Source organism: Plesiomonas sp. PI-19 (assembly GCF_021368255.1).
GTDB lineage: Bacteria > Pseudomonadota > Gammaproteobacteria > Enterobacterales > CAMTGL01 > Plesiomonas > Plesiomonas shigelloides.
This window is the reverse complement of the sequence record NZ_JAJNMQ010000001.1, coordinates 2628308-2642846: the sequence shown is the minus strand read 5'-3', so window position 1 is coordinate 2642846 and position 14539 is coordinate 2628308. Positions and strand designations below refer to the sequence as shown.

9 protein-coding genes are annotated in these 14539 nt (G+C 55.1%); 5 read left to right on the top strand and 4 right to left on the bottom strand.

Annotation, left to right across the window (positions count from 1 at the left end; translation table 11 throughout):
- Positions 1-11: 11 nt before the first annotated feature.
- The 4 genes from parE to nudF form a co-directional block, all read right to left on the bottom strand.
- Entirely contained in the window at positions 12-1901 is a 1890-nt protein-coding gene (gene parE / locus LQ901_RS11630; RefSeq protein WP_039046518.1) for a DNA topoisomerase IV subunit B, read from the bottom strand.
- A 57-nt stretch (positions 1902-1958) separates the two neighbouring features.
- Entirely contained in the window at positions 1959-2546 is a 588-nt protein-coding gene (gene yqiA, locus LQ901_RS11625) for an esterase YqiA (protein ID WP_152136126.1), read from the bottom strand.
- The gene (gene cpdA, locus LQ901_RS11620) at positions 2546-3385 is read right to left on the bottom strand and encodes a 3',5'-cyclic-AMP phosphodiesterase (protein ID WP_064977175.1); all 840 of its coding nucleotides are present in this window, start codon (positions 3383-3385) and stop codon (positions 2546-2548) included. The genes yqiA and cpdA overlap by 1 nt, the downstream gene beginning before the upstream one ends.
- Positions 3386-3683: 298 nt before the next feature.
- A complete protein-coding gene (gene nudF, locus LQ901_RS11615; protein ID WP_052181361.1) occupies positions 3684-4340 on the bottom strand; it encodes an ADP-ribose diphosphatase in 657 nt (218 codons plus the stop codon).
- Positions 4341-4567: 227 nt separating this feature from the next.
- Here nudF and tolC point away from each other — a divergent pair, with 227 nt between their 5' ends.
- From tolC to cueO, 5 genes are all read left to right on the top strand, one after another.
- Positions 4568-5905 (top strand): outer membrane channel protein TolC, encoded by a 1338-nt coding sequence (gene tolC, locus LQ901_RS11610; RefSeq protein ID WP_052181360.1) that lies wholly within the window; start codon positions 4568-4570, stop codon positions 5903-5905.
- A gap of 373 nt (positions 5906-6278) precedes the next feature.
- Positions 6279-8543 carry a patatin-like phospholipase family protein gene (locus LQ901_RS11605; protein WP_178090325.1) on the top strand — a complete coding sequence of 755 codons (2265 nt, stop codon included), beginning with the start codon at positions 6279-6281 and terminating at the stop codon, positions 8541-8543.
- Between the two features lie 242 nt (positions 8544-8785).
- Positions 8786-11383, top strand: a complete 2598-nt coding sequence (acnB, locus tag LQ901_RS11600; RefSeq protein ID WP_152136744.1) for a bifunctional aconitate hydratase 2/2-methylisocitrate dehydratase — start codon at positions 8786-8788, stop codon at positions 11381-11383.
- Between the two features lie 333 nt (positions 11384-11716).
- Positions 11717-12079, top strand: a complete 363-nt coding sequence (locus tag LQ901_RS11595) for a YacL family protein (RefSeq protein WP_152106044.1) — start codon at positions 11717-11719, stop codon at positions 12077-12079.
- Positions 12080-12550: 471 nt separating this feature from the next.
- A complete protein-coding gene (gene cueO / locus LQ901_RS11590; protein WP_152136746.1) occupies positions 12551-14287 on the top strand; it encodes a multicopper oxidase CueO in 1737 nt (578 codons plus the stop codon).
- The last annotated feature ends 252 nt before the right edge of the window (positions 14288-14539 follow it).

Here is a 14539-nt window from a genome sequence, read left to right as displayed (position 1 = left end):
GTGTACGTTAATCAGGCTTCAATGTCCGCCAGATCGCCCTTGCTTTGCAGCCAGTGGCGGCGGTCTTCCGAACGTTTTTTCGCCAGCAGCATGTCCATGATGTCGAGCGTTTGCTGCAGATCATCGATGGTCAGTTGCACCAAGCGGCGGGTGTTCGGATCCATGGTGGTTTCGCGCAGCTGCAGCGGGTTCATCTCACCCAGACCTTTGAAGCGCTGTACGTTGGGTTTACCTTTTTTCTTTTTCAGGCGCTCAAGAATGCCGTTCTTCTCGTCTTCGTCGAGGGCGTAGTGCACTTCTTTGCCTAGATCGATACGAAACAGCGGTGGCATTGCCACATACACGTGTCCTTGCTCGACCAAGGTGCGGAAATGGCGCACGAACAACGCGCACAGCAAGGTGGCGATGTGCAGGCCGTCGGAGTCGGCATCGGCGAGGATACAGACTTTCCCGTAGCGCAGCTGGCTTAAATCATCGCTGTCTGGATCGATACCAATCGCCACTGAAATGTCGTGCACTTCTTGCGAGGCCAGCACTTCATCGGAGGAGACTTCCCAGGTATTGAGGATCTTACCGCGTAGCGGCATCACTGCCTGAAATTCGCGATCGCGCGCCTGTTTGGTTGAGCCGCCCGCGGAGTCACCCTCGACCAAAAAGAGTTCGGTCTTACTCAAATCTTGTGACGAGCAGTCGGCCAGTTTACCGGGCAGCGCTGGGCCGGAGGTGAGCTTTTTACGCACCACTTTCTTGGCGGCGCGCATCCGGCGCTGGGCGCTGTTAATCGCTAGCTCGGCCAGTTGCTCGGCGTATTGCACGTTCTGGTTCAGCCACAGGCTAAATGCATCTTTAACCACCCCAGAGACAAAGGCCGCGCTTTGGCGTGACGACAGGCGCTCTTTGGTTTGGCCGGCAAACTGCGGATCTTGCATTTTCAGTGACAAGACATAGGCGCAGCGATCCCAGATATCTTCAGGGGACAGCTTCACGCCGCGCGGCAGCAGATTACGGAATTCGCAAAACTCGCGCATCGCATCCAGCAGACCTTGGCGCAGGCCGTTAACGTGGGTGCCGCCTTGGGCGGTGGGGATCAAGTTAACGTAACTTTCGCCAATCAGCTCGCCGCCTTCAGGCAGCCAGACTACCGCCCAATCGGCGGCTTCGGTATCGGTCGACACCGCACCGGTAAACGGCGCTTCGGGCAGGGTGACAAACTCTTTGACCGCATCAATCAGGTAATCATTCAGGCCGTCTTGATACAGCCAGCGCTGTTCGGTGTTGTTGACCTTATCGGTAAAGACGATTTCCAGCCCCGGACAGAGCACGGCTTTGGCTTTCAGCAGGTGGGTCAGACGACTGACCGAGAACTTGGCCGAATCAAAATAGCTGGCAGTCGGCCAGAAGTGCACACTCGTACCACTGGTACGGCGGCCACAGGTGCCGATCACGGTCAGATCTTGGATTTTTTCGCCGTCCGCAAAGACGATCGAATAGATCTGGCCATCGCGCTTAACGGTAACTTCAACCCGGCTCGACAAGGCGTTGACCACAGAGATCCCCACCCCGTGCAGACCGCCGGAGAACTGGTAGTTTTTGTTGGAGAATTTCCCGCCGGCGTGCAGGCGACATAGGATCAATTCGACCCCTGAGACACCTTCTTCCGGGTGGATATCTACCGGCATACCGCGACCGTTATCAATGACTTCAAGTGACTGATCGGCGTGCAAAATGACATCGATACGGGTGGCATGCCCGGCCAGCGCTTCATCCACGCTGTTGTCGATCACTTCCTGCCCGAGGTGGTTCGGACGCGTCGTATCGGTGTACATACCGGGCCGGCGACGCACCGGCTCAAGGCCACTGAGAACTTCAATGGCATCGGCGTTATAACTGGACTGGGTCATGGTATGTATATATTTACAGGTATTTGGGCATTATGGTCGTCAGGCGGCCATAAAAAGTCAAGGCGTGGTTAGCCCGAGAAAGGCAATTATGGCAGCAAAATGGCGTGAAAAACCAGTAAAGGCGTGATTGCCACCCGGCTCTACGGTTGCGCGGCTGTGCGCGAAGTAATCGACCGCTTGTCGGTAATCCAGTACTTCATCGCCAGTTTGCTGTAACAGCCAGAGTAATTGTGGCTGTGCTAGGGTCGGAAGGTGCAAATCCAGCAGCTGCTGCATGTGCTCCGGCCCCAGAATGTAGTCTTCGCCGGTGTACGGGTTGTGGTTCGGGCCGAGAAAGTTTTGTAATAGCTCAAACGGGCGTACCGCAGGGTTAATCACGACCCCACGCAGGCCATAGCGCTGCGACAAGTAAGTGACGTAATAACCGCCGAGTGACGAGCCAATCAAGGCCGGCGTTTCTCCCGCAGCCTGACAGTCTTCAATCAGCGCACACACCTTGGCCATCGCGGCTTGCGGGGAATACGGCAGGGCGGGGATGTGCATCTGTACCTGCGGATGCGCGTCGGCCAGCCAGTCTCGCAATTCGGTGGCTTTGGCCGAGCCGCTCGAGCCATTAAAGCCGTGCAGGTAAATCAGGGTCGCCATCAATACCCCTCCGATTCCATATCTGGGCTAAAGCGTTGGTCGGTTAGACGGTGGACTTGCGTTTCGACGCGGCCATCCGGCAACAGATCTAGATAACGCCAGCCCGGTGTGAGCTGATCGAGGGTAAAATTGGTGCAGTGTGCCTTGAACTGAATGCAGGTGGACGGCGTTGCCAGCAAGCGGCGGCCATTCCAGTTCAGATCCATCTCTTGGTGGATGTGACCACACAACACCACTTTGGCCTGAGGACGGCTGCTGAGCACCTCATCCAGCACGTGGCTGTTACGTAGGCTGTGCTGATCCAACCACGTACAACCCGAAGGCAGTGGATGGTGGTGCAGCAAGATGGCGGCATGGCGCTCAGGATGCGCATCAAGGCGCGCAGCTAGCCAGTTCAGCTGGTAATCACTCAGCTCGCCATGCGGGACACCCAGCACCTGACTGTCGAGCAGAATCAGTTGCCAGTGATCGCCAAGCAGCACCTGTTTGGAAGGCTGGATCCCTTTACCGCGCAGGCCATCGACCATTGCTGGCTGAAAATCGTGGTTTCCGGGCAGCCAGACGCACGGACTGCCCAGACGGCTGATGCCATCGGCAAAGCGGTCATAGGCTTCCAGCGAATGGTCTTGCGCCAAATCGCCAGTCGCGACAATCAGATCGACCGGTTGCTGTTCGGCAATTTGCTGCTCGGCAACAATGGCATCCAGTACCGCATGGTAGCTTTGCAGGGTGTTAATCCCCAGCAGGGCTCCCTCTTCGTCGGCAAACAGATGCGTATCTGTGATTTGCAAGAGTCGAACCCGCTCAGTTGCAACCGGCGGTTGAAACAGGCTTTCCAAGTGCTTTCCTTCGTATTGTGGGTGTTGTAGTCACTTATTTATGCGGTGCCTGATCTATTCGGCGTCTGATGCGCCTTGGATGCTGGACGTTACTGGCCGAGCATCGGGATACGCATAGGCAATAGGCACCGTGAATGGTGATATGCAGTTTATCTGATAATTTGAATTATTTCGGTGCATTTTATGGATCAGTGATGGATCCCCAAATGAAATTATCAGAATTGCTGCACGGCACACATTTCTTCTTTGTCATGTTTTCGGCGCTGCGTTTTGCCGCTTTGTGCGCTGTCTACCGGGGTTACTTCACGTTTAACCAGCGTTTTCGTAGTGCATCACCATGCAACGCCAGCCATTGCAGAGCAATAATGGTGGCGGCGTTATCAATGCGTCCGCGCTCCATCAGCATCATGGCCGTTTGGCGGTCAACCACGTGCACTTTGATATCTTCGTGCTCGTCTGCCAGCCCATGCAGCGTGCCGGATTCGGGCGCGACCACTTCGCCGACAAACAACGATAAGCGCTCACTGCTGCCACCGGGGCTGGCCAGATAGCTTAGCATTGGCTCGCAGCGTTGTACGGTCAGTCCAGCCTCTTCTTGCGCTTCACGGCGCACCACTTGCTCCGGGCTTTCTCCCGGATCGATAATCCCCGCCACTAACTCCAGTAACCACGGGCTAGCGCTGGTTTCCAGCGCGGCAATCCGCAACTGTTCGACCAACACGATTTTATCTTGTTTCGGGTCATACGCTAATAAGGCGGCAGCATGTCCGCGTTCAAAAATTTCTCGGCTCACTTCGCCGCTCATCCCACCAGCAAATAAGCGATGGCGAAAACGGTAACGGGTGAGGCGGAAAAAACCGTTATACAGCGGTTGCTTGTCCACCATCTGAATGTCAGCTTCGGTAAAGTCAGTTGGCAGCAAGTCAGACGGGGTGTTACGCTTCAAAGATACCATGGTCAAAAATTGTCCTTAAACACTGCAGCTATGTCGTACGGTTAAAGTAACGTACTGAAACTAAAGGGATGCGTGGATGGTTTTCCTTTTTTTTTCGCTAAATCTTTAATCAATATGGCACGGAAAACCTATTCCTCGGCAGAGACTTTGATACACTAGTGCGCAGTTTGACGGTTACTGATCATACAACAATGCGTCAGAGAAAATTATTGGAACAAGGAATAGCTATGAAGAAGATTCTGCCCATCCTGATCGGATTGAGCATCGGTAGTATCAGCATGTCAAGTTATGCAGATTCCTTACTGGATATCTACCAGCAAGCCAAAACGAATGATCCGGTGCTGCGTAAAGCAGCGGCAGACCGTGATGGCGTGGTCGAGCAGATTAATCAGGCGCGTGCCAGTCTGTTACCACAATTGAATGCTACCGGTACTGCTGATTACAGCCGCAGCAATTTCAACACGGTGAATGAGCAGAATCAGACCGCCGCTAAATTGAACCTGACTCAGTCTTTATATGACCGCGCCAATTGGGTACGTCTGACTCAGTCTGAGAAACGTGCTAGCCAAGCCGAAGTGAATTACTCTGCAGCACAGCAGAATCTGATTTTACGTGTGGCGAATGCCTATTTCGGTGTGCTGCGTGCGCAGGATAATCTGACCGTAATTCTGGCCGAGAAAAAAGCCGTATTCCGCCAGTTAGAGCAGACTAAACAGCGTTTCGACGTGGGTTTGGTAGCGATCACTGACGTGCAAGATGCACAGGCTCAGTACGACCAAGTGCGTGCGAGCCAGATCACCGCGCAAAACGATCTGGACAACAGTCTGGAAAACCTGCGTGAAATCACCGGTAACCTGCCAAGCCAGATCAACATTCTGGATACCAAGCAGTTCAGCACCGATATGCCGCTGAAAATTGATCAGCTGATGAAAGAAGCCGATGCCAAGAACTTGAACTTGATGTCTGCCCGTTTGGGTCAAGAGCTGTCACGTGAAGGTGTGCGTTTGGCTTCCTCCGGTCACCTGCCGACCTTAGGATTACAAGGCTCCGTGGGCGTGTCCGATACCAACGTGACATCAGGCCCAACGCCATCCACCAACGGTGATTCGACCTCGGTGGGCGTGGTGCTGTCTATCCCTATCTACAGCGGTGGCCGCACCAGCTCTGAAGTACGTCAGGCCGAATACGGCTTTATCAGCTCGAGCGAAGCGCTGGAGCAAGCGTACCGTGAGATCCAGAAAAACGTCCGTGCGGCGCACAACAACATTGTGGCGTCCATCAGCTCCATTAAAGCGAACGAGCAAGCCGTGGTCTCTGCCAAGAGCGCCTTGGATGCCACCGAAGCGGGCTATGAAGTGGGTACCCGTACCATCGTTGATGTGTTGAACAGCACCCGTAGCCTGTATAACACCAACCGTCAGCTGGCGAATGCCCGTTACGATTACCTGATTAACACCCTGAATCTGCAGGGCGCGGTCGGTGTGTTGAATGAAAACAACATTCTGGTACTGAACAAGGTACTGAACACGCCATCACCAATTATCCCAGAAGAGTCTATCCAGTAAGTGAGCGTTAGCCGGCGTGTTTACAGGCCGGTGTACTGACGTTAACCGGATACTTCTCGGTACATTCTCGGTAAATGAGTGCCAGTCTGTTATTGCTAGCAGGCTGGCATTTTTTATTGGCATTTTTCGTTGGAAATGGATGATTTTTATACAGTGTGGTTATGCTTACGCCAAGTTATGGTATAGCTAAGTTATGCTAGTGCTCGGCCGTCATGCTGGGGTCGTCGGTGACCTGCGGCGTGTTACGGCTTTGAACGAACCGTTAATGGCACTTTATCTCTCTCGCATCTCTTGGTGAGCGCTTTGCTGAGTTTTTACTGCGCTGATGAGAGGCGAAGCAGTGCTCACTTTTAGATTGGAAACGGATTTTCTCATGTTACAAGCGTTAAGGCGTGTTACCGGTTTTGTGGCGGTGCTGGGGCTGCTGTGGGTGTGGTCGGCACCTTTATTGGCTCGGGAAACCATTGGCGTGGTGTTATCCGGCGGCGGGGCTCGCGGCGCGGCGCATATTGGCGTGCTGCGTGAGCTAGAACGGCTGCAGATCCCCATCGATTACATTGCCGGTACCAGCTTTGGCGCTTATATCGCTGGCCTCTATGCCATGGGCATGAGCGCGGATGAAATTGAAGTGCTGGTGCAGCGCATTGACTGGCGGCAAGGCTTTGTCGATAAGGTGGATCGCTCGGAGCGCCCGATTCGTAGCAAGCAGCGCGAAGATGTGTTTCAGCTGCGGCCAAATATCGGTTTTGATGGGCTAACCCTGAAATCGCCTAAAGGCTTGGTGCAAGGCCAGTCGATGGCGGTTTTGCTACGCGATTCGGTAAAAAATCTGCCAGTGATCAATGACTTTGACCGCTTGCCTATCCCGTATCGCGCGGTGGCGACCGATATCGAGTCGGTGACCGAAGTGGTGATGGCGCACGGTCACCTGCCGACCGTGATGCAAGCCAGTATGTCGGTGCCGGGAGCATTGCCACCGGTGCGCTATGAAGGGCATCTGCTGGTGGATGGTGGGGTGGTCAATAACCTGCCGGTCAGCGTGGCACGGGCGATGGGCGCCGATGTGGTGATTGCCGTTGATATCGGTGCCGATTTGGCAAAAGCCGAGCAGCTGGATAATGCCTTGTCGATCATGAACCAGTTGTCGACCTTTATGGTGCGCAAGAATACCGCCGAGCAGGCAGCGCTGCTGGGTAAACGCGATGTGTTGCTGCGCCCGAATGTCAGTGATATGTCGATGGCCGCCTTCGATCGCATGCCGGAGATTATCGCGCGCGGTGAGAATTCAGCGCGCGGCGCCGAGCGCGATCTGGCCCGTTACAGTGCCAGCCCGGAAGTGTACGCCGCGTACCAGAAACGCAAGCAAGCACTGCGAAAACACCTGACGTATCTGCAATCGGGTACCAAGATTGATGATATCGTCATCGTCAACCAAAGCCGCTTTGATGAACACCTGATCCGCAGCAAACTGGCTTTAACCCCAGGCATGAGCCTAAGCGATGCCGAGATGGAAGCTCGGGTGCGGCGTCTGCATGCGCTGGGAAATTTTGAACGGGTGGATTACCAGCTGGAAAAACGCGGGGTGCGTCAGGTGCTGGTGGTGAAGGTGCGCGAGAAAACGTGGGGGCCGAACTACTTAGATTTTCGTTTTGCCTTGGAAGACACCCTGTCGGGCAATACCAGTATTCAGCTAGGCGGCGGAGCCACCTTTACTGGCCTGAGCCGTTATGGTGCGGAAGCGCGCTTGGAGGGGGTACTCGGTTCAGATAAGTGGTTCAAGGCCGAACTATATGCGCCTATCGTGCCGAATCAGCGCTATTTCACCTATTGGCGCGCGCAAGTCGACCGCTTTGATCGCAATCTCTATTTTGCCTCTGACAGTAACAATGTGCTGGTGAACCGTTATGTGGTGAACTGGGGCGAAGTGGCGTTCGGCTGGCAGCCATTACCGTGGCAACAGACACTGCTGGGGATGCGTTACGTCGATGGCAAGATCACCCCGCAAATCTTCAAACAAGCGGGATTGGAAGGGCAAAACGTCGGTCCGTATCTGGGCGTGAACTACGATACCTTGGATAACATCGCCTTCCCGCGCAGTGGGGTGAAGATGGACTTGGATCTGGCCTACCTGCAATCACGTTTGCATACCCAAGGCGGCGATGAGACCTTCTATTCACGCACCGCGTTTACCGACGTCAATATGGATCTGGTGACTGCCACTGGGTGGGGACGACATGCCTTGATCGGCAAGTTCTCTGGTGGCGCGTTGATCTCCGACGATCCGTTAGCCGGTTTGTTGCGACCAAAAGACATGGGCGGCTTCTTACGCTTATCCGGCTTTGAACACAATCAGCTCTCTGGCCAATACGCCACATTTGGCGCGCTGATTTATCAGTATCGCTGGCGTGATAACGATTTTGGTTTGTTCCGCGCGCCGCTCTACTTTGGTATGTCGGTGGAGCATGGTCGGGTGTGGGATAAGTCCAGCTCGCTGTTTGATCGGGCCTATCAGGAGCCGGTGTGGGCCAGTAGCGTGTTCACCGGGATCGACTCCCCGATTGGGCCGATTTATTTTGCCTATGGGCAGGCCGAAGGCGGACACCATGCGGTCTATTTCACGATTGGTCGCTCATTGTAAGTCTCACTGAGGTTGCGGTTTTACCGGTAAATGTGAGCTGAAAGGAGGCAATCGGCTATGCCGTTATTGAACACAACAACTGTGTAACATTTGTTTTAAGTTCAGGCGGAATTCTGCTAGTCTGAGGCTCCGAGAAGGGACTTTCTGTAACCCAAAAAGTGATACGCGAACAGACAAGGACAGGGGCGTCGGCAATCCGGCAAGCTCCGACAATCAGGACATACAAAGAAGAGGAATTCGTCGTGCTAGAAGCGTACCGTCAACACGTAGCTGAGCGCGCTGCCGAAGGTGTGGTAGCCAAACCCCTGGATGCCGCACAGGCTGCGGCTTTGGTCGAATTGCTGAAAGCCCCGCCAGTGGGTGAGGAAGCATTTTTGCTTGATCTGCTGGCCAATCGTATTCCGCCGGGTGTGGATGAAGCGGCCTATGTGAAGGCCGGTTTTCTGGCGGCAGTGGCGCGTGGTGACGCGCATTCCCCGATTGTCAGCGCAGAATATGCCACGGAACTGCTGGGTACCATGCAAGGTGGTTACAACATCCAGCCATTGATTGATCTGCTCGATGATGCGCGTTTGGCGCCGATTGCGGCCAAAGCCCTGTCGCAAACCCTGCTGATGTTCGACAGCTTCTATGATGTGGAAGACAAAGCCAAAGCTGGCAATGATTTCGCGCGTCAGGTGATCCGTTCATGGGCTGAGGCCGAGTGGTATCTGTCACGCCCGGCGGTGGCCGACAAGATGACCGTTACCGTATTTAAAGTCAGCGGTGAAACCAATACCGATGATTTATCCCCTGCGCCTGATGCATGGTCGCGCCCAGATATCCCTCTGCATGCCTTGGCGATGCTGAAAAACCCACGTGATGGAATTGACCCTGATCAGCCCGGCAGCATTGGCCCGATCAAGCAGCTGGACGCGTTAAAACAAAAAGGTTTCCCTCTGGCCTATGTGGGCGATGTGGTCGGTACCGGCTCTTCACGTAAATCGGCCACTAACTCTGTGCTGTGGTTCATGGGCGATGATATTCCGTTTGTACCGAACAAGCGGGGCGGCGGTGTGGTGCTGGGCAGCAAAATTGCCCCGATTTTCTTTAACACCATGGAAGATGCGGGCGCACTGCCGATCGAAGTGGATGTGAGCTTGCTCAAGATGGGCGATGTGATCGACATTTTCCCGTATTTGGGTGAGATCCGCCGTCACGACAGTGGCGAGCTGGTGGCGCGTTTTAGTCTGAAAACCGATGTGCTGTTGGATGAAGTGCGTGCCGGTGGCCGTATTCCGCTGATTATCGGCCGTGGCCTGACTGCCAAAGCCCGCGAATCGCTAGGTCTGCCGGCCAGTGACGTGTTTAAAACCCCAGCGGCGGCGCCGGATACCGGCAAAGGTTATACGCTGGCGCAAAAGATGGTGGGTAAAGCCTGCGGCGTGGCGGGCGTGCGTCCAGGGACCTATTGTGAGCCGAAGATGACCTCGGTGGGTTCACAAGATACCACCGGCCCGATGACCCGCGATGAGCTGAAAGACTTGGCTTGCTTGGGTTTTTCCGCCGATCTGACTATGCAGTCATTCTGCCATACCGCCGCCTATCCAAAGCCGGTGGATGTGCAAACGCATCATACGCTGCCTGATTTCATCATGAATCGGGGCGGTGTGGCGCTGCGTCCTGGTGATGGCGTGATTCACTCTTGGCTGAACCGCATGTTGCTGCCGGATACCGTGGGGACTGGCGGTGACTCGCACACCCGCTTCCCTATTGGTATTTCTTTCCCTGCTGGCTCTGGTCTGGTGGCGTTTGCTGCGGCCACCGGTGTGATGCCGCTGGATATGCCTGAATCAGTACTGGTGCGTTTTCGCGGTGAGATGCAACCGGGGATCACCTTGCGCGATCTGGTGCATGCCATCCCGTACTATGCCATTCAGCAAGGTCTGCTGACGGTGGAGAAACAGGGCAAGAAGAACATCTTCTCGGGCCGGATTTTGGAGATCGAAGGGCTGTCGCAGCTGAAAGTGGAGCAAGCCTTTGAGCTGGCCGATGCCTCTGCCGAGCGCTCTGCTGCCGGTTGTACCATCAAGCTGGATAAAGAGCCGATCATCGAGTACCTGAACTCCAATATCGTGCTGCTGAAGTGGATGATTGCTGAAGGTTATGGCGATCGTCGTACGCTGGAGCGCCGTATTCAGGGCATGGAAGAGTGGTTGGCCGATCCGAAACTGATGTCAGCGGATGCCGATGCGGAGTACAGCGCGGTGATCGACATCGATCTGAACGCGATTCGTGAGCCGATTTTGTGCGCGCCGAACGATCCGGATGATGCGCGTCTGCTGTCGAGCGTAGCCGGTGACAAGATTGATGAGGTGTTCATTGGCTCGTGCATGACCAACATCGGTCACTTCCGCGCCGCCGGTAAGATGCTAGACAAGTTCAAAGGCCAGATCCCGACCCGTTTGTGGATTGCGCCGCCGACCAAGATGGATGCTGCGCAGCTGACCGAAGAGGGCTACTACGGCGTGTATGGCCGCTCTGGGGCGCGCATTGAGATCCCAGGTTGCTCGCTGTGCATGGGTAACCAAGCGCGCGTGCGTGATGGGGCAACCGTGGTGTCGACTTCAACCCGTAACTTCCCGAACCGTTTGGGGACCGGCGCGAACGTTTACTTGGCCTCTGCCGAGCTGGCGGCGCTGTCAGCGGTACTGGGGCGGATCCCGAGTGTCGATGAGTATCTGGCGGCCATGCGTGAAGTGGATGCGACTGCCGCAGACACCTATCGCTACCTGAACTTTAACCACTTGCCGGAATATACCGCAAAAGCTAATGCGGTGATTTTCCAGACGGCGGTGTAAGTGAGCGGATGCTGCCGTTAGCCAAGGTGAATCTGGATTAATCAGCGTTCACCGAGGTTAATAAGGTTAATGTAGCCAGTGAATTTAGCGCGTTAATAACGGGAGGCCATACGGTCTCCCGTTTTTTTATGCTTGGCTTTTTTCGGCGTGTCTTTTAGGGCTCGGGTTTTTCGCTACGGCTTGGCTATCACCGGTTTGGCGATGACGGGTTTTGTGATATCGGGTTTTTTATGAGATGCGTTGGCGCAGCCAGTGGGGCGCGGTAGGATAGTGCATATGACATGAGGTAACGCCGCAACAACCGCGGCAGTAGTAGCAAAGTGCGGAGGCGGTATGGATTATGAATTTCGACGTGATTTGATGGGCGCGGTGAAAGCCGAGTTTTCCATGGGGCACGAAGCGGTCGGGCGTTGGTTGAACGATGAAGTGGCCGGTGATCAAGACAAAATAGCCACTGTGCTGGCCGGTATCGACAGTGTGCGTGGCTCGGAGCGGCAATGGCAGTTAGTCGGACGTGAGTTTACGTTGCTGATGGACGGCGAAGAGGTGATGGTGCGCGCCAATGTGATGAATTTTTCCAGTGACCAGCTGGAAGATGATTTGCAGTACTACGATGAAGAGAGCCTGAGCCTGTGCGGTTTGGAGGATTTCGAGCAAGCGCTGCTGGCCTATCGTCAGTTTTTAACGGAGCGCTAATTAGGCTGGCGCTGCACGCGCCCAGTTTATACCCTTTCTACTTGAAGCTGCAGCGGTGTTGGCTACGTTCGTTCACCCCAATCACATAGCTTGCCTATGTTCATGGGGATTCAATCACTTGCCGCCTACCTGCAACTCCAAGTCGTTTGGGTATAGCCGAACGAGATATATGATGCCGCAAAGGTGAACGGAATTGACCGTTTTCCCTTGCGGCTTTTTTCGGCCTCAATAGGCTGTCTTCTGTCTTCTGTCTTCTGTCTTCTGTCTTCTGTCTTCTGTCTTCTGTCTTCTGTCTTCTGTCTTCTGTCTTTTTCTTGGTGAGCTTTCGCTTGGGCGCGTAACCACAGTATAAGCAAGTTGTGGCATAGTTGTGGCGTTGATGTAAATAGTGCTTGACCTTCCGCCTGCTGGAAGCTTTAGCCTGCATGTACGCAACGCGGAGTGAACCGTGGATAAACAACAGGAGCGGCTATGCAGCGCAGAGACTTTCTAAAACTGGCCTCTATCGTGGGCCTCAGCAGCAGTTGGAGTGGCATGGTGTGGGCCAAATTGGGCATTCCCTCGCGTGCTTTACCTGTCCCCCCGCTGGTCGTGGCCGATGCAGAGCAGCCGGTGGCGCTGAACTTACAAACCGGCACCAGTTATTGGCATGCCGGATTACCGACCCCGACGTGGGGCATCAATGGCCCGTTTCTGGGGCCAGCACTGCAGTTACAGCGCGGTCAGCGCACCGCCATCAAGGTGATTAATCAGCTACCGGAAGCGACCACCATTCACTGGCACGGGCTGGAGATCCCCGGCGATCAAGATGGCGGCCCACATAAGATGATCGCTCCGGGAGCGAGCTGGACGGCGCAGCTGACGCTGGATCAACCTGCAGCGACCTGTTGGTTCCACCCGCATCCGCATCAAGTGACCGGACGTCATGTCGCCATGGGGCTGGCCGGTTTATTACTGCTGGAAGATGACGAGAGCCGCCGGTTGGCGCTCCCTAAACAGTGGGGTGTGGATGACATTCCGCTGATCTTGCAAGATCGCCGTTTGCAGGCCGATGGGCAGATAGATTATCAGCTGGATGTGATGAGTGCGGCGGTCGGGTGGTTTGGTGACGTGATGCTGACCAATGGCGCGGTGTACCCACAGCATCGAGCACCGAAGGGATGGCTGCGTTTGCGGCTGTTAAACGGTGCCAATGCGCGCAGCATGAAATTAGCCTGCAGTGACGGTCAACCGTTACAGGTGATTGCCAGCGACGGCGGCTTTTTGGCTGCACCGGTTGCTGTACCAGAGCTGGAGTTGCTACCCGGTGAGCGTTTTGAAGTGCTGGTATCGACCCACAACGGCAAGCCGTTCGACTTGTTGCTGTTGCCCGTCGGTCAGATGGGGATGACCTTAGCGCCGTTTGATAAGCCGCTACCGGTACTGCAAATCCAGCCGAGCGAACAAACGGGCGTGACCGATTTACCGGCCAGCTTAGTGGCATTACCGGCGTTAGTGACGCCATTGCCAGCGGTGACACAAACCTTGCACCTGAGTATGGATCCGGAGCTCGACCGGTTAGGGATGCAGGCGCTGATGGATAAATACGGCTCGGCGGCGATGGGCTCGATGACTGGCGGGCATGCTATGCATGCCATGCACGGCATGCCGAGTGCACCGGCGGCCAGCGCCGCGAAAACGGTCAGTGATCCGCATGCCGGTCACGGCGCTAGCCCTGCTCACGCTGCCCCTAGCAAGGCGGCGGGTGAGAGTGTCAGTGATGAGGGCGCGATGAGTATGCCGGCCATGGCGCATGGTGGACATGCCGGCCATGATATGGCCGCTGGGCAGCATGATATGAACGCGGCCAGCTCAAAGCCAGATATCCTGCACGGTAATCGGATCAACGGCCAGACTTTCTCGATGACGACTCCGGCATTTCATGTCCCGCAGGGGCAGTGGCAGCGCTGGATCATCTCCGGTAAAGGCGACATGATGCTGCATCCGTTCCATGTGCATGGCTGTCGTTTTCGCATTCTGCGCGAAAATGGGCAGACGCCACCGCTGCATCGTCAGGGCTGGAAGGATATCGTGCGTGTCGAGGGCGATGAGAGCGAAATTTTGGTGCAGTTTCGTTTCCCGGCGGGTCAAGCTCATCCTTACATGGCGCATTGTCATCTGCTGGAGCACGAAGATACCGGCATGATGCTGTCTTTTACCGTGGGTTAACGCCTCAATGAGCCAGTAACTCTGCGATGTGAGTGTGATAAATGCGAGAGAAACAGCCGGTAGTTTTCTGACCGGCTGTTTTTTTTATGTGCAGAGTCGGAAAGGGGGATGACAGGCGACGGCGAATCCGTATAATCAATCGAAATGATAGTTGTTATCACTCGTGTTACTTGAATTGAACGGACTGTCAGACGGCATACCCGCCTTCGGCATCAGCATACTCCAACGATAGCTCACATAACGATAGGGATA

Coding starts and splice junctions, on each gene's coding strand:
- yqiA (WP_152136126.1), bottom strand. CDS start 2,546: ATGGCGACCCTGATTTACCTGCACGGCTTTAATGGCTCGAGCGGCTCG.
- nudF (WP_052181361.1), bottom strand. CDS start 4,340: ATGGTATCTTTGAAGCGTAACACCCCGTCTGACTTGCTGCCAACTGAC.
- LQ901_RS11595 (WP_152106044.1), top strand. CDS start 11,717: ATGGATTATGAATTTCGACGTGATTTGATGGGCGCGGTGAAAGCCGAG.
- LQ901_RS11605 (WP_178090325.1), top strand. CDS start 6,279: ATGTTACAAGCGTTAAGGCGTGTTACCGGTTTTGTGGCGGTGCTGGGG.
- cueO (WP_152136746.1), top strand. CDS start 12,551: ATGCAGCGCAGAGACTTTCTAAAACTGGCCTCTATCGTGGGCCTCAGC.
- tolC (WP_052181360.1), top strand. CDS start 4,568: ATGAAGAAGATTCTGCCCATCCTGATCGGATTGAGCATCGGTAGTATC.
- parE (WP_039046518.1), bottom strand. CDS start 1,901: ATGACCCAGTCCAGTTATAACGCCGATGCCATTGAAGTTCTCAGTGGC.